Source organism: Rhizobium laguerreae, assembly GCF_019778565.1.
In the GTDB taxonomy this organism is placed as follows: Bacteria; Pseudomonadota; Alphaproteobacteria; order Rhizobiales; family Rhizobiaceae; genus Rhizobium; species Rhizobium laguerreae.
Window position 1 is genome coordinate 270,173 of the sequence record NZ_JAAXQT010000005.1, and the last position, 20,895, is coordinate 291,067.

Sequence of the window (20,895 nt, forward strand, 5' to 3'; positions counted from 1 at the left end):
AATTCGTCATCCTTGCGAGACAGTCGGAAGTCGCGGTTGGTCTAAATTCGGCCCATTTGCGCCTGTACCGGCCCCGGCGAAGTGTATCAGTCAGTGCCGCCGGCCTGCGTAGCGAGTTTGAAAGACGAGTGTAGTATGGCGTGTGCGGTTGGGACGTTCGATGACGTCACCCCTCTTGGCGGATCTGCTTTCCGTTGGCGCAGATCTCGCGGTTTCCTTTACGGTGTTGTCGGCGCCGGATTTCTGACCTCCACCTGGCTGATCGCGACCTTCGCGACGATGCACTCGATAGCCGCTCCCTATTCTCCGTCCGATCGCCTGGCACAGCTCGGCGCTGCGCCGAAGGTGGCGCCTTCAACGCGCCATGAGAGGCTGATCCATGTCGGTAAGGCCGACCGGCTGGCCGCCTTCGATGCGAAGCCGAAGGTCCCGCTGACGGCGAGCCGCATTCAATCCCATGCCGAAAAGACCGCCGCCGCTGCGACGGCGCTTGCGGTTCTCGCCAAAAACAATCGGCTCGCAATGGCTGCCGAACAGCCGGTCGTGGCGGCGATCTCCGACAGCGCCAAATTCCGCAAGGACGATGTGATCGCGGCGGCGCCGGTCGAGCTCGCCTCGGCAGAGACGGAAGAAGAAGAAGAAGACGGCGACCGGATCATCGTTCCGTCGAAAGAAGCCGTCGCCGCAGCCGAACTCCCGACCCTGCTGGCTCTTGCCGATGCCGGATCCCGGCAAATCGCGCCGGCTCCGGTCGAGCCAACCGCATCTCCCCTCAAAACGGCCTCCATTCCCGCATCGGAACCAGCTCCGGTGGTTGTCGCCGCCGCGGAAGACGCGCCACCCTTCGATCTCGTGCTGGCGCCGAACGAGGATTCGGTGCCGCTGCCGATGGCGCGTCCTGACGGACTCGTCGGCAAACCGACACCGCTCTCCAAGGGGTCTGAGCGCTCTGGCGAGCCTGTGCTTGCCTACGCCCAGCCGAACGCGCCGATCGAGGATGACGAGGACGATGCAGTACCGCACTACGACAAGCCGGTCTTCTCGCCGAAGCTGCGCGCAGGCGTAGCGATCTACGATATCGAGAACAGCACCGTCTATCTGCCGAACGGCGAGCGGCTCGAGGCCCATTCCGGGCTCGGCAAGATGCGCGACAAGCCGCGTTTCGCCAACAAGAAGATGCACGGACCGACGCCGCCGCACACCTATGTTCTTACCATGCGCGAGAGCCTTTTCCACGGCGTCGAGGCGCTGCGGCTGACACCGATCGAGGGTTCGGACGCCATCTATGACCGTGTCGGCCTGCTTGCCCACACCTACATGCTCGGCAAGAACGGCGATTCCAACGGCTGCGTCTCCTTCAAGGACTACCGCCGCTTCCTCGCCGCCTACAAACGCGGCGACATCAAGCAGCTCGTCGTGGTGCCGCGGCTGAACAACAAACCGTCTTCGACGCTTGCCTCGCTGTTTTCGCGGCGCAGCTGAGGATTGGAGAGCGCACCGCCGCTTGCCCGGCAGCGGACGCGCTACTTCAGCCAGGCTGCGATTCGCTCCACCGCCTCGGCGATCTCCGCTTGCGAGCCCGCGTAGGACAGACGCAGCGTTCGATTTCCCTCCAGCGGATCAAAATCGAGACCGGGCGTAGCGGCGACGTCGATTTCCGCGAGCATGCGCTTGGCAAAGCCCATGCTGTCATTGGTGAAGCGGGTGACGTCCAGATAGGCGTAGAAGGCCCCGTCCATCGGCGAGGCAATCGATAACCCGATCTGCGGCAGTCGCCGCATCAGCAAGTCGCGGTTGCCGGCGTAACTAGCCTTGTAATGATCGAGCTCGGCGCCGGCGCTGAGAGCGGCCGTGGCGGCAATCTGGGAAAGCTCCGGCGGGGATATATAGAGGCTCTGCGCCACCCGCTCGATCGGCCGAACCAGGCGTTCCGGCAGTACCATCCAGCCGATTCGCCAGCCGGTCATGCAATAGTATTTAGAAAAAGAGTTGATGACGATCGCCTCGTCGGTCAGCTCCAGCGCGCTCGCCTCCTCGCCGGCGAAGGTCAGCCCGTGGTAGATTTCATCGGAGATGAAGGCGATGGAATGGGCCGCGCAGTAATCCGAAAGCGCCTTCAGCCCCTCGCGGCCGGTCACCGTACCGGTCGGGTTGGCGGGGCTTGCGAGCAGCACGCCTTTCAGCGTGATGCCGCTCTCCTTCTGCGCCGCTTCGAGGCTTTGCGGCGTCAGGGTGAAGTGGGTCTCGGCCGTTACCGGCACTTCGAGAACCTTCAGACCCAGCGCGCCGAGGATATTGCGATAGGCGGGATAACCGGGTCTTGCGATCGCCACCGCATCGCCGGCATCGAAGAGCGACAGGAAGGCGAGATTGAAGCCGGCCGAGGAACCTGTGGTGATGGCGATGCGCTTGGGATCGATCTCCAGGCCGTGGCGATCCTTGTAGTGCCAGGCAAGCGCCGATTTCAGCCGTGCCGTCCCCAGCGCATCGGTATAACCGATCCGGCCTTCGGCAAGGGCTGCGCGCGCCGCTTCGAGGGCCACCTGAGGCGCCGGATGCGAGGGCTGACCAACTGCCATCGAGATGACGGGATGGCCGGCAGCGCGCCGCTTCGTCGCCTCGGCCAGGACGTCCATGGCGTGAAAAGGCTCGACTTCGCTGCGTTTCGATATGGAAAACAAGATCGTTTCTCGCTCAGCTTCTGCGTCACGGCCCGACAATTGCCGCATTAATCGGCTCATCACAATCCCGCGAGGGCCGCGCGGGACGAAAAATTCTGGTTTGAGCAGAACCGAACGCACCGTACCTTGACGCGACGCATTCAAGTCCATTAATCCGGCGACGGTCTTCTCGATGAAGAGACGACCACACCGCCGATGACGAGGATATCATGGCATTCTTCCCGAAGACCTTCACCGCACTGGCGCTTGCCGCGACGATCGCCCTTCCGCTTCCGGCGGCAGCGCTCGACGACCAGCAGAAGAAGGAGTTCGGCGAATTCATCAAGCAATACCTGCTCGAGAACCCCGAGATCATGCTGGAAGTCCAGGATGCGCTGCAGAAGAAGCAGGAGGCCCAGCGGTCGGTGAAGGCCAATATGGCGATCGAAGAGAACAGCACCAACATCTTCGAATCGAAGAACGACGTCACGCTCGGCAATCCCAAGGGCGATGTCACTGTCGTCGAATTCTTCGACTATAATTGCAGCTACTGCCGCCATGCGCTTCCCGACATGCAGGCGATGCTGAAGAAGGACAAGAACGTTCGTTTCGTCCTCAAGGAATTCCCGATCCTCGGGCCGGATTCTGTCGCCGCCCACAAGGTGGCCGACGCCTTCCGCAAGCTGGCACCTGAGAAATATGCCGATTTCCACGTCGCCCTTCTCGGCACCGAAGGCCGTGCCTCTGACGAAACAGCGGTCGCGGTCGCCGCTTCGCTCGGCGTCAGCGAGGAAAAGATCCGCGCCGAGATGGCAAAGAGTCCGAATGACGGGATCGTCCAGGCGACCTACCAGCTCGCCTCCAGTCTCGGCATCAGCGGCACGCCGTCATATGTGATCGGCAACGAACTGGTTCCCGGCGCCGTCGGGCTCGACGATCTCGAAGCCAAGGTCAAGAACATGCGCAGCTGCGGCAAGACCGCCTGCTGAGCAAACCAGTCGCCGGCTGGCAGCCCATCAAATCGCCAAAATCGAAGTGTTTCAACCATGTGGACAAATGTGGCGCGAATGCCGCTGGCCAATCCGTAAGGGCTTTCATTCAGCCTTCGCGGAGTCTATAGGTTGCCGTCGTACATTTTACGGAACATTCGATGACGCAAACGATTTTTGTCCTGAACGGCCCCAACCTGAACATGCTGGGCAAACGAGAGCCCGGCATTTATGGCGGCAAGACGCTCAAGGACATCGAGGCGGACTGCAAGGCCGCAGGCCGCGAACTCGGCCTCGATATCGATTTCCGCCAGAGCAACCATGAAGGCACGCTCGTCGACTGGTTCCATGAGGCCGACGAAAAGTCCGTCGGCGTTGCCATCAATGCAGGCGCTTATACGCATACATCGGTCGCGCTGCATGATGCGATCCGCGCTATTTCCATTCCCGTCGTCGAGCTCCACATATCCAACGTGCATGCACGGGAAGAATTCCGCCACAAGTCGATGATCGCGCCGGCATGCAAAGGTGTGATCTGCGGCTTCGGGCCTCAAAGCTACATCCTGGCGCTCCACGCGCTGAAGAACATCACGGCATAAGAAGAAGACAGGGCAACACCATGGCTGAAAAGAAATCGGGTATCGACCAGGCACTGATCCGCGATCTCGCCAATATACTGAACGAAACGGATCTGACGGAGATCGAGGTCGAGCAGGACGACTTGCGCATCCGCGTTTCGCGCGCCGGCACGCCGCAATATGTTCAGGCGCCGATCGCAGCACCTGGTTATGCCGCGCCCGCAGCCGCCGCTGCGGCAGCCGTTGCTGCGCCTGCCGCAGCGCCCAGCCGCAACCCGGCCAATGTCGTCAATGCACCGATGGTGGGCACCGTCTACATGGCGCCGGCACCGGGTGCGCGTCCGTTCATCGAAATCGGCGCGACCGTCAAGGAAGGCCAGACGCTGATCATCATCGAAGCGATGAAGACGATGAACCAGATCCCCTCGCCGAAGTCAGGCAAGGTGACTGAGATCCTCGTCGATGACGGACACCCCGTCGAGTACGGCCAAGCCCTCGTCGTCATCGAATAGGCCGATGCCCATGATTTCGAAAATCCTCATCGCCAATCGCGGGGAAATCGCCCTTCGCGTGCTTCGGGCCTGCAAGGAGCTCGGCATCGCCTGCGTGGTGGTTCATTCCACCGCCGACGCCGATGCCATGCATGTGCGCCTTGCCGACGAAAGTGTCTGCATCGGCCCGCCCTCCTCGCGCGAGAGCTATCTCAATATCCACCAGATCGTCGCCGCCTGCGAGATCACCGGCGCCGATGCCGTGCATCCAGGCTACGGCTTTCTGTCGGAGAATGCCAAGTTCGCCGATATCCTCGAGGCCCATGGCATTACCTTCATTGGGCCGACGGCCGATCATATCCGTATCATGGGCGACAAGATCACCGCCAAGACGACGGCGCTGGAACTCGGCATTCCCGTCGTTCCGGGCTCGGACGGCGAAGTGAAGACCGAAGAGGATGCACTGAAGACGGCCGCCGAAATCGGCTATCCCGTGCTGATCAAGGCCACGGCCGGCGGCGGCGGACGCGGCATGAAGGTCGCCAAGAGCGAGGCCGACCTGATCGAAGCCTGGTCGACGGCGCGCACGGAAGCGGCAGCCGCCTTCGGCAACGATGCCGTCTACATGGAAAAATATCTCGGCAAGCCGCGCCACATCGAAATTCAGGTGTTCGGTGACGGGGAAGGCAATGCCATCCATCTCGGCGAGCGCGACTGCTCGCTGCAGCGGCGCCATCAGAAGGTCTGGGAAGAGGCGAATTCGCCGGCACTCAACGTCGAGCAGCGCATGAAGATCGGCCAGGTCTGCGCCGACGCCATGAAGAAGCTGAAATATCGCGGCGCCGGCACGATCGAATTCCTCTATGAAAACGGCGAGTTCTATTTCATCGAAATGAACACCCGCCTGCAGGTGGAGCATCCGATCACCGAAGCGATCACCGGCATCGATCTCGTGCACGAGCAGATCCGCGTCGCTTCCGGCGGCGGTCTCTCGGTGACGCAGGACGAAGTGCATTTTTCCGGTCACGCCATCGAGTGCCGTATCAATGCCGAGCACCCGCGCACCTTCGTGCCTTCGCCGGGCACGATCACGCATTTCCACGCACCGGGCGGCCTCGGCGTGCGCATCGATTCCGGTGCCTATCAGGGCTACAAAATCCCGCCCTATTACGACAGCCTCATCGGCAAGCTGATCGTGCACGGCCGTACCCGCGTCGAATGCATGATGCGCCTGCGCCGGGCGCTCGACGAATTCGTCGTCGACGGCATCAATACGACGCTGCCGCTGTTCCAGGATCTCGTCTCCAACCAGGATATCGCCAACGGCGATTACGACATCCACTGGCTGGAAGAATACCTCGCCAACACACCGGCGGCATAGGACAGGAATGGCAGGATCGCGCAGGAAGTCACCAGGCATAACCCCTGACATTCTCCTGCGCGCCTATTCCATCGGCCTGTTCCCGATGGCCGAATCCGCCGACGACCCGGAGATCTTCTGGGTCGAACCGGAACTGCGCGGCGTGCTGCCGCTCGACCATTTCCATGTGTCGAAAAGCCTGGCCAAGGCGGTGCGCAAGAAGCCCTTCGAGATCCGTTTCGATTACGCGTTCGATCAGGTCATCGCCGCCTGTGCGGAGGAGACGTCCGGGCGCCCTAGCACCTGGATCAACAGGACGATCAGATCGCTTTATTCGACGCTCTTCGACATGGGCCATGCCCATACCGTCGAAGCCTGGGAGGGCAATGAGCTGGTCGGCGGCCTCTACGGCGTCTCGCTCGGCTCGGCCTTCTTCGGCGAAAGCATGTTTTCGCGCCGGACGGATGCCTCGAAGATCTGCCTCGTTCATCTGGTCGACCGGCTGCGGGAAAGGGGCTTCACCCTGCTCGACACCCAGTTCACCACCGAGCACCTGAAGACGTTCGGAGCGATCGACGTTCCGAAGGCCGATTATGCCGCGATGCTTGCCGCGGCGATGGAATCGCCGCATCTGGCGTTCTGAGGATCGTTTTCAGAGTAAAATCCAGCAGACAACATCGCCCCATGCCACACGCCGGGTTGAGGAAGATGCCGCAGACCAGCAAAGACGCAGTTACTTCGCCTTGGCGCCGTCAGGCGCCGGGACATCCGAACTTGCCTTGCATTCTTTCAGCCAGACGTCGTAGATCGGGTGCTCGACAGCGTTGAGGCCGGGGCTGGCGGCGAACATCCAGCCGGTGAAGATGCGGCGGATCTTGCGGTCGAGGGTGATCTCGTCGACCTCGACGAAACCGTCGATCTTCTGTGCTTCCGACTGGTCGCGCGAATAACAGGCCTTCGGTGTCACCTGCAGCGCACCGAACTGGACCGTCTCGTTGACATAGACGTCGAAGGTCGTGATGCGGCCGGTGATCTTGTCGAGGCCGGAAAAGACGGCAACCGGATTTTCGATGCGTGCGGCATGTGCCGCAACTGGTGGAAGCAGGGCCGAGAGCGCCAGCAGCGATCCGGCGGCACGCAGGACCATGTTCCGCGTGAAGAGCTTCATATGTACCCGTCTCCAGACATTTTCAGTTCACAGCCGCGGTCAAGCGCGGCCAACCTGCGGGTAAAGGTCAATTGTGGCCAAAAGCCGGGTCTTGGGATCGCCCGGTCGAGCCGTCTCAGTTGCCTGGCGTCCAGGCGTCGTAATCGCCGGTGACGCGCGGACGCTCGCCCGGAACGGCGATGGAACCCGGCGGACGATAGGCCTGCGGCGAACCGGTATGGTTGGGCCGGTGCGGCTTCTGCCAATCTTTGGCGACATAGGTCTCCTTGGACGGGGGAACATCGGTGCGATGATGCATCCAGCCATGCCAGCCCGGCGGAATGGCGGAGGCTTCGGCATAACCCTTGTAGATCACCCAACGCTTCGGCAGACCATAGGAGGACATGCCGCCTTCGTAGTAGACGTTGCCGAATTCATCCTCGCCGACGCGCTTGCCAAATCGCCAGGTCGCAAAACGCGTGCCCATCGTCTGACCGTTCCACCAGGTAAAGGTCTGAACCAGAAGATTCCACATGTCTTTTCCTTGTGCCCGCCAGATGCGAGCCAAACCAGAATTCGTTTCCTCGCTTATGCCGTCGCCAAGCCGAATTGTCCAGCGATTCCACGACGGCCATGGTCATTTCAAAGCCATCTTGAAGCCGAGATGAGAGGGCTTGAAGCCCAGCCTTTCATAGAAACGGTGGGCATCCTTGCGCACCGCATTCGAGGTCAACGCTACCCGCCCGATACCGCGGCCTTTTGCCTCGGCAATGGCGAATTCGATCATCAGCGCACCGATCCCCTGCCCGCGCATATCGGCGCGTGTCTGCACCGCCTCGATAATCATCGCCGAGGAGCCGCGGCCGGTGAGCGTGGTCGTCACCATCGTCTGAAACGTGCCGACGACCTTGCCGCCGCGCTCTGCGACATAAAGCGTCTGGTCAGGCGAAGCCTCGATGACGGCGAAGGCCCTGACGTAATCGGTAAAGGCTTCAGCTTCCGTGGTATCGCCGTGACCGCCGAGTGCGTCGGCCGAAAACATAGCCACCAGCGCCGGCAGGTCGTCCTTGCGAGCTTCGCGGATATTCAAATCTTGTGGCATCAAACTTTTCTACCTATGTAAAAATCGGACGATGATTGTTGCGGAAGGAAAAAGACGGATGTTCTTGAGCGATATCCGTGAGGTCAGATACTCCGCCAGGGATATTCGGCTTAGAATTGCACTATCAACACTGGTGATAATTTTCTTCGGCTTCGGGATTTTCGATAGGACTTTGAATTCGTTTTTCCTGTCCCTCCTCTGTGGTCCGCCAGTTGCGTACTACCTATTTCGCAATCTTTATGTCCTGATCTTTTCATCCAATAAGACGATCATTGCGATAGGTCCAAATGGCTTCAAAGATCTTCGGCTAATGCAAGAATTAATTCCGTGGCCGGCAGTCGCACGCATCGAGGCGGCGGCACCCACGCTGGCGCAAAGGATTTTGCGAACAATTTTTCTCGTTCTGGGCAACCTGTTGTCCGCATCGCCGGGAACGGACGCAGAAGGCACTGGAGATACAATCGCTGTCTGGTGCCGACCAGACGGCATTCAGGGTCGCAAACCGGTGTTCTCACTATTCCATACCGCACGTGCGACGAATGAACTTCGGCAACTGCGCATCAAAACGGGTGGTCTTACCGTCAGCAAGGAGCGACTGATGCAACTGCTCCAAACCTACCACACCCACCATAGCAAGGCACTCAACGATACAGGCGTTTAACCCGCCAAGCGCTTTTCCAACACCAATGCCGGAATGCCGGATTGTCCGGCTCCACTATTCTCGTTGCGGCCGATCTCGGTGAAGCCATGCGTGCGATAGAAGGCGATCGCCGCAGCATTCTGCGGTTCGACTTCGAGGCGCATGATCTCCGCATCGGGAAAGCAGGTTTCGAGCTCGGCGAAGATATCGCGGCCGATACCCTGGCGCTGCAGCGCCGGCCCGACATAGAGGAGATGCAGCATGACAGTCTTCGTCAATTGCTGCGACATGGCCGCATAACCCATGCCGCCGATATTGCGGCCATCATCGGCAACGAGGAATTCGGCATCCTTTCGCACGAGGCGCGTCTTCAGCGCCACCGGCGAAAAGAGATGGGTGATCAGATCCGCCACCTTGGCTCTGCCATGCAGGCTGTCATAGGTGGCATGAAAGCTCTCCACCAAGAGGGCGCGCACCTTCTCCAGGTCGCGCTCGCCGGCGGTGCGGACGAAATACACCGCTTACTCCTCGATGCCGAGCTTCGCCTTGACGAGGGCCTGGACGGCCTGCGGGTTGGCCTTGCCGCCGGTCGCCTTCATTACCTGACCGACGAACCATGCCGCCATGGTCGGCTTCGCCTTGACCTTTTCGACCTGATCGGGATTGGCGGCGATGATCTCGTCGACGGCCTTTTCGATCGCGCCGGTATCCGTCACCTGCTTCATGCCGCGCGCTTCGACGATCTCGGCGGGATCGCCGCCCTCGTTGAGCACGATCTCGAAGAGATCCTTGGCGATTTTGCCGGAGATGGTTTCTGCCTTGATGAGATCGATGATGGCGCCGAGCTGGGCCGGCGAAACCGGCGTCTGCTCGATGTCCTTGCCGGTGCGGTTCAGCGCGCCGAGCAGATCGTTGATCACCCAGTTGGCGGCCGTCTTCCCGTCACGGCCTGCGGCGACCGCTTCGAAATAATCGGCGATCGCTTTTTCGGAAACGAGCACCGAGGCGTCGTAGATCGACAGCCCGAGCTCGCGCACGAAGCGCTCCTTCTTGTCGTCAGGCAGTTCCGGCAGATCGGCTTCGAGCGCCTTGATGAAGGCATCGTCGAATTCGAGCGGCAGCAGATCAGGATCGGGGAAATAACGGTAGTCGTGCGCATCCTCCTTGGAGCGCATCGAGCGCGTCTCGCCCTTGTTCGGGTCGAAGAGGCGGGTCTCCTGATCGATCTTGCCACCGTCCTCCAGAATGCCGATCTGGCGACGGGCTTCATATTCGATCGCCTGGCCGATGAAACGGATGGAGTTGACGTTCTTGATCTCGCAACGCGTGCCGAAACCCTCGCCCGGCCGACGGACGGAGACGTTGACGTCGGCGCGCATCGAACCTTCGTCCATGTTGCCGTCGCAGGTGCCGAGATAGCGCACGATCGAGCGCAGCTTGGTCATATAAGCCTTGGCCTCGTCGGACGAGCGCATGTCGGGCTTGGAGACGATCTCCATCAGCGCTACGCCGGAACGGTTCAGATCGACATAGGACATGGTCGCGTGCTGGTCATGCATCGACTTGCCGGCATCCTGCTCCAGATGCAGGCGCTCGATGCCGATCTCGATGTCTTCGAACTGGCCCTGACGGTCCGGTCCGAGCGAAATGACGATCTTGCCCTCGCCGACGATCGGATCCTTGAACTGCGAGATCTGATAGCCCTGCGGCAGGTCGGGATAGAAATAGTTTTTGCGATCAAACAGCGAGCGCTTGTTGATCTGGGCTTTCAGGCCGAGGCCGGTGCGAACCGCCTGCCTGACGCATTCCTCGTTGATGACGGGCAGCATGCCGGGCATGGCGGCGTCGACCATCGAGACGTTCGAATTCTGCGGCTTGCCGAACTCCGTCGAAGCGCCGGAGAAGAGCTTCGAATTGGACAGCACCTGGGCATGGACTTCCATGCCGACGATGACTTCCCAGTCGCCGGTGGCGCCGGGGATGAAGCGTTTCGGATCAGGCGTGCGGACGTCGACAAGGGTCATCTGATGCTCTTTGCAGGCTGTTCTTTTCCACTGGTGAGGTAAAGGAAATGGCGTGCCGGTGCAAGGCTTTCGCCATGGCGTGCATCGCGGTTTTGCCGTCCATTAACGCAGCCGCGGTAGGGTTCCCCTATGACGATGACCGATATTATCAAATGGGCCTTGCTGTTTCTGGCGCTGAACCTTTTGGTATTCTGGATCTATTTCTTCGACAAGCAGGCGTCGCGCCACGGCAGGCGGCGCATCAGCGAGCGCACGCTTCTCTTGCTTGCGCTGATCGGCGGCAGCCTTGGCGCGGTGGCGGCACAGCAGCTGTTGCGGCACAAGACGAGAAAGGAGCCGTTCCGGTCAATCCTGGCGGCGATCCTGATACTGCATGGCGCACTGATTGCTGTGCTGGCCTTCGTGCCGCAATGGAGCCTTCTGCTTCCTCGGGATTTTTGAAGCGTCAGAATTCCAGCCCATACCCACCTTGGCCGTCGGAGACCAGCTGTTTCGTTAGCCCGACGGAGGGGACGTCGCGATCGAGCTTCGGATTGTAGGCGACCGAGAGCCAATGAATGCTGTAGCCGTGCTTCTGAAAAAAGCCGATCGCCTCGCCGTTGCCGGAATGGGTCTGCATCGCCGCCTTCTCGAAGCCCTGATCGGCAATATCCTTTTCGATGCGCTCAAGAAGAGCCGAACCGAGGCCCTGGCGGTTGAAAGCGGGGTCGATCCAGAAATCCGAGATGGTTTCGTCCAATCCCTCGCGCGCCGCCCAGCCTGCGACCTGGCCGTTCTGCTCGACGACGGTGATGGTCAGCCAGTCGTTTTCCACGAAGTTCCGGAAGGCGCTGCGCGCCGCGTCGGTCATCGCGTCCGATTCGCCGATCGACGCCATCGCCTTTTGCCAGGCCCTGAGCCCGATCTCGCTCAATAGCTCCGCTTCACCGTCGCGGGCATTGCGAATGTGGATCAACGACACCTCCGCGTAACGCGTCAACTAGACCATTGAGTCGCGGATTTTACCAGTAGCTCCAACGGGATGATCGACCGAAACCGCGGTTTTCGACTGGTTTAGAGAGATAAGTACGCTCTTGACCGGATTTTCCGGGCTGAATAATAGGTCTTATCGAGGTGTTTTATGTTGAGCCTGCCTGAGACCCGGTAAAGGCCCTGCCCGCAAGTTCGCTTGCGCGCATGGGCCCGAAAAAAACGAAGCCCTGACGTTCGAATGAGCGCCAGATCGTTTTTGTGCGCCCTGACGGGCGCGATACCGGATCTCAACACATGGACATTTCTCGCACGGAGCAGCGCATCCTGCATCTCATGGCCCAAGGCGGCCGCATTGAAATTACCCACGACGACGACAGGAAGATCGAGGCGGTCAGTTGCTTCACCCGCGACGGCTGGCTCTATCCCGGCGTCGACCTCGATCTCTTCCGCAGGCTGAAGCGACTGAAGGCAATCAAGTCCTCAAGCGGCCACCCCTACCGGATCACCGAAAGAGGGCTGAGCTTGGTCAGGTCGCAGCTGAACAACAGGTAATAGCGGCACTCCCGATCGCGTCTGGAACGGGCGCGATCGGGATATCGCCTCAAGCCTTTGCAGAGAGTTCCGTCCGCATCGCCGACCACTCGTCGGCCATCGTGCCTGTGCCGCGTGCCTTGTCGGCGCGGCGATACCAGTAATCGGCGTTCCGGTCGTCGCCCTCAATGCGATGGCAAAGGGCGTGCCCCCAGTCGAACGGCTGTTCGCCTTCGTGGCGCTGGCAGATGTCGTGGACCGCCTGCCAATCCGCGCCCATGGTGAAACCGCCGGCAGCAAGGCGATCAACGGCCTCGATCAATTCCGCAAGATCATTGCTGGCCATAAAACCTTCTCCTGGTTCCGGCTATCAATCAGTCAACCACGCGGCAAAGCCGACGGCACCAACCGCTTCGTGGTCGGCAGCTGCGATCTTTCGGATCCTTAGATCCGTTACCACCACTTGGCCGGCGTAAACCGGCCGGCTGCCTGCTCGATGATGTGAGCGGTCTTGAAGAGGGTTTCCTCGTCGAAGGGCTTGCCGATCAGCTGCAGGCCGAGGGGCAGGCCCTTGTGGTCGAGGCCGGCCGGCACGGCGATGCCCGGCAGGCCCGCCATGTTGACCGTCACCGTGAAGATGTCGTTCAGATACATCTTCACCGGATCGGCGGCGAGGTTCTCATCGGCAACGCCAAAGGCAGACGACGGCGTTGCCGGCGTCAGGATCGCATCGACGCCGGCGTCGAAGGCGAGTTCGAAATCGCGCTTGATCAGCGTGCGCACCTTCTGGGCGCGGATGTAATAGGCATCGTAATAACCGGCCGACAGCACATAGGTACCGATCATGATGCGGCGCTTGACTTCCTTGCCGAAGCCTGCGGCACGCGTCTTCTCATACATGTCGACAATATCCTTGCCGTCGACGCGCAGGCCGTAGCGCACCCCGTCGTAACGCGCGAGGTTCGAGGATGCCTCGGCCGGAGCGACGATATAATAGGCCGGAAGGGCGTATTTGGTGTGCGGCAGCGAGATGTCGACGATCTCGGCGCCGGCATCCTTCAGCCAGGCGATGCCCTGGCGCCAGAGGGTCTCGATCTCATCCGGCATGCCGTCGACACGGTATTCGTTCGGGATGCCGATCTTCATGCCCTTCAGCGACTGACCCAGAGCTGCTTCGTAATCCGGCACCGGCAGATCGACCGATGTGGTGTCCTTTGCGTCGACGCTTGCCATCGACTTCAAAAGAATTGCGGCATCGCGTACGTCGCGGGCAATCGGGCCGGCCTGGTCGAGCGAAGAGGCGAAGGCGACGGTGCCCCAGCGCGAGCAACGGCCATAAGTCGGCTTGATGCCGACGGTGCCGGTGAAGGCGGCCGGCTGGCGGATCGAGCCGCCGGTATCGGTCGCGGTCGCGCCGGCGCAAAGATGCGCGGCGACGGCTGCGGCCGAACCGCCCGACGAGCCGCCGGGAACGAGCTGCTGGTTGGAGCCTGCGGCACGCCAGGGATTGATCACAGCGCCGTAATGCGAGGTCTCGTTGGACGAGCCCATGGCGAACTCGTCCATGTTCAGCTTGCCGAGCATGACGGCGCCGTCATCCCAGAGGTTCTGCGTGACGGTCGATTCATAACGCGGCTCGAAACCATCGAGAATGTGGCTGCAGGCCTGGGTGTGAACGCCGACGGTGGCGAAGAGATCCTTGATGCCGAGCGGAATGCCTTCGAGTTCGCCGGCCTTGCCGGCAGCGATGCGCTCGTCGGAGTTCTTCGCCATGACGCGGGCGAGATCCGGCGTGATCTTGATATAGGCATTCAACCGGTCATTGGCTGCGTCGATCGCCGAGATATAGGCTTCGGTCAGTTCGATCGCGGTGATTTCCTTGGCGCGCAGCTTCTGGCGGGCTTCGGCAATGGTCAGGCTGGTGAGTTCGCTCATCGTGTTTTCGCTTCAGATCTGGAATGGCAACAGGGTCGGAAAGAGGCTTCGAAGCCTTATTCAACGACTTTCGGCACCAGGAAAAAATTGTGGTCGGTGACGGGCGCATTGGCGACGATATCGGCTGCCTTGCTGCCGTCGGTCACCTCATCGGTCCGCTTCTTCATCGCCGTCGGGGTCACCGACGTCATCGCCTCGACGCCGTCGACATTCACTTCGGAGAGTTGCTCGACGAAGCCAAGGATGCCGTTCAGCTCGCCGACCATGCGATTTGCCTCGTCCTCGGAGACGGCAATACGGGCAAGGCGGGCAACGCGCTTCACGGTGGCAAGATCGACGGACATGGCATTCTCCGGATAGGATTTTTCCTACTCGCTATAAAGGCCATGTCCGCCTGACGCAACGGGATTTCGTCAGATCGACAGGCTCTCGGAAGGCCTGATCGCCTTCACATCCGTCTTCGATCCGTCCATGCCGGCAACGAATTTTTCGGCCGTCTGGTCGATGATCGGAAAGGTGCCGTAGTGGCAGGGGATCGCGGTCTTGAAGTTGAAATAGCGCCGGCAGGCAAGGGCCGCCACCGCGCCGCCCATGGTGAAGCGGTCGCCGATCGGCACGAAGCCGATATCAGGCTGGTGCAATTCGTTGATCAGCGCCATGTCGGAGAAGATGTCGGTATCGCCCATGGCAAGGATCGAGGCTTCGTCGTCGAAATGCAGCATCAGGCCATTGGCGTTGCCGAGTGCATGCGAGACGCCATCCTCGGTAATCTGAGCGGAGGAGTGCAGCGCATTGGTGAAGGTCGCCGAGAAGCTGCCGAGCGCGATCGTGCCGCCTGTATTGCCCATCTCGATCTTGTCGACGCCCTTGGAGCCGAGCCAGGCGGCGAGATCGGCATTGGCGAGAACGACGGCGCCGGTTTCCTTGGCGAGTGCCACGGTATCGCCGACATGATCGCCATGGCCATGCGTCAGCAGGATATGGGTGATGCCGGCGGATACATCCTTGATATCCTGGCCGGAAAAGGAGGCGTTATAGCTGAGGAATGGATCGAGCAGGATCTTCGCCTTTGATGTTTCGATGCGGAAGGCGGAATGGCCGAGCCAGGTGATCTTCATGAAATGTCTCCTTTATTACGTGATGCAAAGCCGGCTTCGATGCCAGATCAAAGAATGACTGCGTGATTTCGTCCGAAAACCGCTCACACTCTTCGGCATCATGCTCTAAGGACATATCTTACGTGGCCGCAAAGAAAAGCGGCGGCGACTTCAATTTGTTTTGACGGGATGAAACGGCGATGACGGTGCTAACGATCGAGGAAATGGCCGAGACGCTTGTCCCGCGACAGGCGATTGCCGGCCTCGATCTCGGCACCAAGACAATCGGGCTTTCGATGTCCGATCTCGGGCGGCGTTTCGCCACGCCGCGCACAGTGATCCGCCGCGTCAAGTTCACCATCGATGCCCAGGCGCTCTTGGACTTCGCACAATCGGAAAAGGTCGCAGGCTTCATCATCGGCCTGCCGATGAACATGGATGGATCGGCGGGTCCGCGCGTGCAGGCGACGCGCGCCTTCGTGCGCAATATGGAGCAGAAGACGGCGTTGCCCTTCGTCTATTGGGACGAGCGGCTTTCGACGGTTGCCGCCGAACGGACGCTGCTCGAAATGGACGTTTCGCGCGCCAAGCGGGCCGAACGGATCGATTCGGCCGCGGCAAGCTTCATCCTTCAAGGCGCGCTTGACAGGCTATCCTTGCTGGCAAGGTCTGATGGAGATGAATTCAGCGCCTGACGCGTCTTCCACCAGGCGATGATCGATTTGCGCTTCCGGAAGGCCAGGATGGCGAAGACGACGAGGCTGTCCACCGCAATCGCGCGGGCAACCAGCGGCGGGATGGTCTCCGGCGGAATGCCGAGCGCCTTGCCGTAAAGCTCGAAGGTCAGGTCATGGACCTGCCGGCTCAGCATGAAGATGCCGAAACTCATGTCGTAATAGGAGAGCCAGTACCATCCGCCCAGAAAGACGATGGGGCCGGCCCAGAAGATCAGAAACCACTTCATGCGGCCTCTCCTCCATGCTTGCGCGCCACGGGCAGATCGAGGGAGACCAACCAGGTCGACAATGCCATGATGCAAAGCACCAGCGTCGGAATTGCGATATCCAGCGCCAGGACTGCGAAAAACATCATCGCCGCCACCAAAAACACTGCCTTGGCGATCTTGGTTCCCATGGTCGTCAACTCGGGTCTTCTACTCATACAATCTCTGCTGAGACCACACTGTCGGGTTAACCAGCCCCACGCAACGTAAACCATTTGTTAAGGTTAATGCTACGCCCGCCCCCTGTGGATGAGCAGATATCAGCCGTAGACGCCGCGCACGATGCGCTTCAGCGCCGTCGCTGCCTTCTCCCAGTCCTTGGGCGTTTTCAGCGACAGGCCGGCGCACTGCCCGCCGGCTGCTGCGGCGAGCACAAGGTGCTGGATCGCGGCGATGACGACGGCGTTGACGGCTGCCGCATCCACGCCCTTCGGCGGCGCCAGCGAGCCGCGCATGCGCTCGAGCCAGAGCGCGAGCGCCTTCGAACGCGCCTCGGACAACCGCCTCACCTGCTCGGTGTTTTCCGATATCTCCCAGGCGAGGATGCGGCGCATCAGCGGATCGTTTCTCAAGGCGTCGAGCAGGAGAAGCGACAGCCGCTCCATCAGGTCGCCATAGGTGAGCAGGAACATGCCGCCGGCGTCTTCCGGAATGCGATCCTTCACCCATGTGCCGAGATCGGTGCCGATCGCCTCGACCAAGCCGTCGAGGCCGCCATAGTAACGATAGATCAGCTGCTTGTCGCAACCGGCGCGGCGGGCAACCGCATTGATGCCGAAATTCTGGAAGCCTTCCTCGGCGAGCAGCCCCTTGGCGGCAGCAAGGATGGCGCGCTCGGTGGCGCCGCGATCACGCACGCGCCGTTCGGGCTCGCCGCCGGCCCCGGGTGAATTTTCAAGATTTACGGCTTCATTCAGCATGATCGACCCTTCCCCGCTGTCACCAATCGGTGAGTAGCGGGGAGGCTGCATGCAATCAATCCTATCCCTTTGGGAAGATTGTGGATATTCGAGCCGGACCGTTGATTGTCCGCCGATCGGATATGGAAGGCTGCACGTTGGGCGGATCGGATCCACTCAGAAATCTCGTCCTGGCGGTTGATCGTGATGGACGAACCCGGCATAGCTGCATTATGAACAAATCTAACAATCTCCGCTAAGGCGATGCAATGGTGAACTATATCGAAGCCTCTACCGCGCCCCCGAAGAATACGGGCGCCATCCGGCTTTATGACGCTGAAGCATTCGAGGGCATGCGCAAGGCATGCCAGCTGACCGCGCGCTGCCTCGATGCGCTTGCCGATATCGTCAAGCCCGGCCTGCTGACCGATGAGATCGACAGGTTCGTCTTCGATTTCGGCATGGATCACGGCGCCTATCCGGCGACGCTGAACTATCGCGGCTACACCAAATCGACCTGCACTTCGATCAACCACGTCGTCTGCCATGGCATTCCGAACGACAAGCCGCTGCGTGACGGCGATATCGTCAATATCGACGTTACCTTCGTGGTCGACGGCTGGCATGGCGATTCCAGCCGGATGTATCCGGTCGGCGTCGTCAAGCGTGCCGCCGAGCGGCTGCTCGAGGTCACTTATGAATCGCTGATGCGCGGCATTGCCGCCGTCAGGCCCGGCGCCCGCACCGGCGCGATCGGCGAGGCGATCCAGACCTATGCAGAGGCCGAGCGCTGTTCGGTGGTGCGCGATTTCTGCGGCCACGGTGTCGGCCGGCTGTTCCACGATTCGCCGAATATCCTGCATTACGGCCGCGCCAACGAGGGGCCGGAGCTGCGCGAAGGCATGATCTTCACCATCGAGCCGATGATCAACCTCGGCCGCCCGCATGTGAAGGTGCTGGCCGACGGCTGGACGGCAGTCACCCGCGACCGCTCACTGTCGGCGCAGTACGAACATACCGTCGGCGTCACCTCCGATGGCTGCGAGATCTTCACGTTGTCGCCGGGTGGGCTCGACCGCCCCGGCCTGCCGTCGCACAACGGGTGACGGTCCGATGGCGAAAGGCCCCGTTTCGACATCTTCCGACGACGAGCTGCCTTTCCTAACGCAAGAGTCCCTTGCCGCCGACGAACGCTCGTTCTTTGGCGGACGGCCGCAAAAGCCGTCCGCGCCGAATGCCAGGACCGCCCTGCCCGCCTCGCTCGCCGGCCAAGAGCATTATCACGGCCATCGCGAGCGATTGCGTGACCGCTTTCGGGAGCTCGGCGACACCGCGCTGGCCGACTACGAAATCCTCGAGCTCTTGCTTTTCCGCCTGATCCCCCGGCGTGACACCAAGCCGATCGCCAAGGCGCTGATCGAACGGTTCGGCTCACTTTCGGGTGTCTTCGGCGCGCCTCAGGCGCTGCTGACCGAAGTAAAGGGTGTCGGCGAGGCCGTGGCGCTCGACCTGAAGCTGATCTCGACTATCGCTCACCGGACGCTGAAGAGCGAGCTCAGGAGCAAACAGGTCCTGTCCTCGTGGTCTTCTGTCATCCAGTATTGCCATGCCGCCATGGCGCACGAGACCCGCGAACAGTTCCGCATCCTCTTCCTCGACAAGCGCAATGTGCTGATCGCCGACGAGGTGCAGGGCCGCGGTACGGTCGACCATACGCCGGTCTATCCGCGCGAGGTGGTCAAACGCGCGCTCGAGCTTTCGGCAACGGCGATGATCCTCGTCCACAACCACCCCTCCGGCGATCCTACGCCATCGCGCGCCGACGTCGACATGACCAAGGTGATCATTGATGCGGCCAAGGCGCTCGATATCACCGTCCACGACCATGTCATCATCGGCAAGGATGGGCATGTCAGCCTGAAGGGCCTGAAGTTGATCTGAACAAACACTGCGGCTGATCGCCGACGAGATGCAGAGAAGACTGCGGAATGCTGGAGTTGACAGCAATCGGTGGTGCGCGATTGTATGCAGTCCTGCACCACCACAGCCTAGACAAGCCCGCCCGAAATACCGAGAAGATGAAGCTCCATGACGATCCGCAGCGGCAACACCGATCGATCGACCCGGCTCTGCCGCGACGTGCTCTGCCTCGACGACTTTGAAATAAAGGCGCGGCGACATCTGCCAAAGCCGTTGTTCGGTTATATCGCCGGCGCGACCGAGACCAATGCGTCGCTGCGGCATAATGCAGAAGCTTTCCAGGCCTATGCCTTCCGGCCTCGTGTCCTTCGGGACGTCTCGAAACGCAGCACCGAGACTAGCCTGTTCGGCAAGACCCATGCCGCGCCGTTCGGCATCGCGCCGATGGGTATCAGCGCGCTGATGGCCTATCGAGGTGACATCGTGCTTGCGCAAGGAGCGGATCAATCGGGAATCCCGATGATCATAAGCGGTTCATCACTTATCCCCTTGGAAGAGATAGCTGCAGTTTCGCCGCAAGCATGGTTTCAGGCCTATCTCCCCGGCGAGCCCGACCGTATCGACGCTCTCATCGATCGCGTCGGCGCGGCCGGCTTGCGCACGCTTCTGCTGACCGTGGACACAGCCACGCTGCCAAACCGTGAAAACAATGTAAGGGCCGGATTCTCGACGCCTCTGCGTCCCGGTCTCCGCCTGGCATGGCAGGGCATCTCGCACCCGCGCTGGACCACCGGCACATTCCTGCGCACGATCGTCCGGCACGGCATTCCGCATTTTGAAAATTCCTATGCCACAAGAGGCGCGCCGATCATCTCTTCGAATGTCACGCGCGATTTTGGGAGGCGCGACCATCTCAACTGGAACCATCTGGAGCGGATACGCAACAGGTGGTCCGGCAAACTCGTGGTCAAGGGGATCATGCATCCTGACGACGCGGCCCGGGCTGTCGACACCGGGGCGGATGGCGTGATCGTCTCCAACCATGGCGGCCGCCAGCTCGATGGCACCGTATCTCCCCTTCAGGCCCTTCCGGAGATTGCGTCCCGTGTTGGAGACAGCGTTGCCGTCATGGTCGATGGCGGTTTCAGGCGTGGAACGGACATCATGAAGGCCCTCGCGCTCGGGGCCTGTTTCGTGTTTGTGGGCAGGCCGTTCCTTTATGCCGCAGCCGTCGCGGGCCTACCAGGCGTGCTCAAGGCGGCCGATATCCTGAAGACGGAACTGCACAGCAATATGGCGTTGCTCGGCGTCACCAAGGTGGGCGATATTTCCGCGGACTACATCACCCGTGCATGAAAAGCCGTCGAGCCACCGAGCATGGCAAGCGACCCTGCCGGTATTCGTCGGCTACGGCCCAAGACGTAAAGCTGTTTCTCGCAGGGCTCACTTGCCCGAAAAAGTACCCGTCAGGACCAATCAGGTGGCCGTAAAACAATCTGTAACGTTGACCGGCTAACGATGGACGGGCGACATTTTGCGTCGCAATA

The 20,895-nt window shown here is 60.9% G+C and carries 27 protein-coding genes; 13 read left to right on the top strand and 14 right to left on the bottom strand.

Going from position 1 to position 20,895, the window contains the following annotated elements:
- Window positions 1-135 precede the first annotated feature (135 nt).
- Window positions 136-1,482, top strand: coding sequence for a DUF2778 domain-containing protein (locus HFO71_RS17785; protein WP_168258327.1), 1,347 nt, complete (start codon window positions 136-138; stop codon window positions 1,480-1,482).
- Between the two features lie 41 nt (window positions 1,483-1,523).
- On the opposite strand, the gene HFO71_RS17790 is transcribed toward HFO71_RS17785, so the two are convergent.
- The gene (locus HFO71_RS17790) at window positions 1,524-2,681 is read right to left on the bottom strand and encodes a pyridoxal phosphate-dependent aminotransferase (protein ID WP_131640208.1); all 1,158 of its coding nucleotides are present in this window, start codon (window positions 2,679-2,681) and stop codon (window positions 1,524-1,526) included.
- A gap of 209 nt (window positions 2,682-2,890) precedes the next feature.
- Between HFO71_RS17790 and HFO71_RS17795 the strand changes: the two genes are divergently transcribed.
- From HFO71_RS17795 to aat, 5 genes are all read left to right on the top strand, one after another.
- Complete coding sequence (locus HFO71_RS17795) at window positions 2,891-3,649, top strand: DsbA family protein (protein ID WP_168258326.1); 759 nt, start codon at window positions 2,891-2,893, stop codon at window positions 3,647-3,649.
- A 161-nt stretch (window positions 3,650-3,810) separates the two neighbouring features.
- Window positions 3,811-4,248 (top strand): type II 3-dehydroquinate dehydratase, encoded by a 438-nt coding sequence (gene aroQ / locus HFO71_RS17800; RefSeq protein WP_168258325.1) that lies wholly within the window; start codon window positions 3,811-3,813, stop codon window positions 4,246-4,248.
- 20 nt (window positions 4,249-4,268) lie between these two features.
- Window positions 4,269-4,739, top strand: coding sequence for an acetyl-CoA carboxylase biotin carboxyl carrier protein (gene accB / locus HFO71_RS17805; protein WP_129420734.1), 471 nt, complete (start codon window positions 4,269-4,271; stop codon window positions 4,737-4,739).
- A 4-nt stretch (window positions 4,740-4,743) separates the two neighbouring features.
- Window positions 4,744-6,099 (top strand): acetyl-CoA carboxylase biotin carboxylase subunit, encoded by a 1,356-nt coding sequence (gene accC / locus HFO71_RS17810; RefSeq protein WP_170269148.1) that lies wholly within the window; start codon window positions 4,744-4,746, stop codon window positions 6,097-6,099.
- A 7-nt stretch (window positions 6,100-6,106) separates the two neighbouring features.
- On the top strand, window positions 6,107-6,721 hold the full coding sequence (gene aat / locus HFO71_RS17815) for a leucyl/phenylalanyl-tRNA--protein transferase (protein WP_168258323.1): 615 nt from the start codon (window positions 6,107-6,109) through the stop codon (window positions 6,719-6,721).
- Window positions 6,722-6,811: 90 nt separating this feature from the next.
- Here aat and HFO71_RS17820 read toward each other — a convergent pair whose 3' ends face one another.
- The 3 genes from HFO71_RS17820 to HFO71_RS17830 all read right to left on the bottom strand — a co-directional run bounded on the left by HFO71_RS17820 (window position 6,812) and on the right by HFO71_RS17830 (window position 8,327).
- Window positions 6,812-7,246, bottom strand: a complete 435-nt coding sequence (locus tag HFO71_RS17820) for a DUF2155 domain-containing protein (RefSeq protein ID WP_077981141.1) — start codon at window positions 7,244-7,246, stop codon at window positions 6,812-6,814.
- A gap of 115 nt (window positions 7,247-7,361) precedes the next feature.
- Window positions 7,362-7,760: an NADH:ubiquinone oxidoreductase subunit NDUFA12 gene (locus HFO71_RS17825; protein WP_131663908.1), complete on the bottom strand. Its 399-nt coding sequence runs from the start codon at window positions 7,758-7,760 to the stop codon at window positions 7,362-7,364.
- 102 nt (window positions 7,761-7,862) lie between these two features.
- Window positions 7,863-8,327: a GNAT family N-acetyltransferase gene (locus tag HFO71_RS17830; protein WP_025394367.1), complete on the bottom strand. Its 465-nt coding sequence runs from the start codon at window positions 8,325-8,327 to the stop codon at window positions 7,863-7,865.
- 58 nt (window positions 8,328-8,385) lie between these two features.
- Here HFO71_RS17830 and HFO71_RS17835 point away from each other — a divergent pair, with 58 nt between their 5' ends.
- A complete protein-coding gene (locus tag HFO71_RS17835) occupies window positions 8,386-8,988 on the top strand; it encodes a hypothetical protein (RefSeq protein ID WP_168258322.1) in 603 nt (200 codons plus the stop codon).
- Here HFO71_RS17835 and HFO71_RS17840 read toward each other — a convergent pair.
- Window positions 8,985-9,485: a GNAT family N-acetyltransferase gene (locus HFO71_RS17840; protein WP_151519248.1), complete on the bottom strand. Its 501-nt coding sequence runs from the start codon at window positions 9,483-9,485 to the stop codon at window positions 8,985-8,987. The two genes, HFO71_RS17835 and HFO71_RS17840, sit on opposite strands and share 4 nt — an antisense overlap.
- Before the next feature lie 3 nt (window positions 9,486-9,488).
- Window positions 9,489-10,991 carry an Asp-tRNA(Asn)/Glu-tRNA(Gln) amidotransferase subunit GatB gene (gatB, locus tag HFO71_RS17845; RefSeq protein WP_151519247.1) on the bottom strand — a complete coding sequence of 501 codons (1,503 nt, stop codon included), beginning with the start codon at window positions 10,989-10,991 and terminating at the stop codon, window positions 9,489-9,491.
- 129 nt (window positions 10,992-11,120) lie between these two features.
- Between gatB and HFO71_RS17850 the strand changes: the two genes are divergently transcribed.
- Window positions 11,121-11,432, top strand: coding sequence for a DUF1294 domain-containing protein (locus tag HFO71_RS17850; protein WP_168258320.1), 312 nt, complete (start codon window positions 11,121-11,123; stop codon window positions 11,430-11,432).
- A 4-nt stretch (window positions 11,433-11,436) separates the two neighbouring features.
- Here HFO71_RS17850 and HFO71_RS17855 read toward each other — a convergent pair whose 3' ends face one another.
- A complete protein-coding gene (locus tag HFO71_RS17855) occupies window positions 11,437-11,946 on the bottom strand; it encodes a GNAT family N-acetyltransferase (protein ID WP_168258319.1) in 510 nt (169 codons plus the stop codon).
- A 311-nt stretch (window positions 11,947-12,257) separates the two neighbouring features.
- On the opposite strand from HFO71_RS17855, the gene HFO71_RS17860 reads away from it, so the two are divergent.
- Window positions 12,258-12,515 (top strand): YjhX family toxin, encoded by a 258-nt coding sequence (locus HFO71_RS17860; protein ID WP_168258318.1) that lies wholly within the window; start codon window positions 12,258-12,260, stop codon window positions 12,513-12,515.
- A gap of 49 nt (window positions 12,516-12,564) precedes the next feature.
- On the opposite strand, the gene HFO71_RS17865 is transcribed toward HFO71_RS17860, so the two are convergent.
- From HFO71_RS17865 to HFO71_RS17880, 4 genes are all read right to left on the bottom strand, one after another.
- Complete coding sequence (locus HFO71_RS17865; RefSeq protein ID WP_168258317.1) at window positions 12,565-12,840, bottom strand: hypothetical protein; 276 nt, start codon at window positions 12,838-12,840, stop codon at window positions 12,565-12,567.
- 107 nt (window positions 12,841-12,947) lie between these two features.
- Window positions 12,948-14,429, bottom strand: coding sequence for an Asp-tRNA(Asn)/Glu-tRNA(Gln) amidotransferase subunit GatA (gatA, locus tag HFO71_RS17870; RefSeq protein WP_168335821.1), 1,482 nt, complete (start codon window positions 14,427-14,429; stop codon window positions 12,948-12,950).
- Between the two features lie 56 nt (window positions 14,430-14,485).
- Window positions 14,486-14,773, bottom strand: coding sequence for an Asp-tRNA(Asn)/Glu-tRNA(Gln) amidotransferase subunit GatC (gatC, locus tag HFO71_RS17875; RefSeq protein WP_003539052.1), 288 nt, complete (start codon window positions 14,771-14,773; stop codon window positions 14,486-14,488).
- 69 nt (window positions 14,774-14,842) lie between these two features.
- Window positions 14,843-15,547, bottom strand: coding sequence for a metal-dependent hydrolase (locus HFO71_RS17880; protein ID WP_018073401.1), 705 nt, complete (start codon window positions 15,545-15,547; stop codon window positions 14,843-14,845).
- Between the two features lie 179 nt (window positions 15,548-15,726).
- On the opposite strand from HFO71_RS17880, the gene ruvX reads away from it, so the two are divergent.
- On the top strand, window positions 15,727-16,221 hold the full coding sequence (gene ruvX / locus HFO71_RS17885) for a Holliday junction resolvase RuvX (RefSeq protein WP_017960224.1): 495 nt from the start codon (window positions 15,727-15,729) through the stop codon (window positions 16,219-16,221).
- Here ruvX and HFO71_RS17890 read toward each other — a convergent pair.
- The 3 genes from HFO71_RS17890 to HFO71_RS17900 form a co-directional block, all read right to left on the bottom strand.
- The gene (locus HFO71_RS17890) at window positions 16,158-16,490 is read right to left on the bottom strand and encodes a DUF6105 family protein (RefSeq protein WP_077981153.1); all 333 of its coding nucleotides are present in this window, start codon (window positions 16,488-16,490) and stop codon (window positions 16,158-16,160) included. The two genes, ruvX and HFO71_RS17890, sit on opposite strands and share 64 nt — an antisense overlap.
- Complete coding sequence (locus HFO71_RS17895; RefSeq protein WP_131663897.1) at window positions 16,487-16,687, bottom strand: hypothetical protein; 201 nt, start codon at window positions 16,685-16,687, stop codon at window positions 16,487-16,489. The genes HFO71_RS17890 and HFO71_RS17895 overlap by 4 nt, the downstream gene beginning before the upstream one ends.
- 102 nt (window positions 16,688-16,789) lie before the next feature.
- Entirely contained in the window at window positions 16,790-17,449 is a 660-nt protein-coding gene (locus HFO71_RS17900; RefSeq protein ID WP_168258315.1) for a TetR/AcrR family transcriptional regulator, read from the bottom strand.
- Between the two features lie 248 nt (window positions 17,450-17,697).
- On the opposite strand from HFO71_RS17900, the gene map reads away from it, so the two are divergent.
- From map to HFO71_RS17915, 3 genes are all read left to right on the top strand, one after another.
- Window positions 17,698-18,534 (top strand): type I methionyl aminopeptidase, encoded by an 837-nt coding sequence (gene map, locus HFO71_RS17905; RefSeq protein ID WP_077981155.1) that lies wholly within the window; start codon window positions 17,698-17,700, stop codon window positions 18,532-18,534.
- Between the two features lie 7 nt (window positions 18,535-18,541).
- The gene (radC, locus tag HFO71_RS17910) at window positions 18,542-19,369 is read left to right on the top strand and encodes a RadC family protein (protein WP_221988243.1); all 828 of its coding nucleotides are present in this window, start codon (window positions 18,542-18,544) and stop codon (window positions 19,367-19,369) included.
- 147 nt (window positions 19,370-19,516) lie between these two features.
- On the top strand, window positions 19,517-20,704 hold the full coding sequence (locus HFO71_RS17915) for an alpha-hydroxy acid oxidase (RefSeq protein WP_168258314.1): 1,188 nt from the start codon (window positions 19,517-19,519) through the stop codon (window positions 20,702-20,704).
- Window positions 20,705-20,895: the final 191 nt, after the last annotated feature.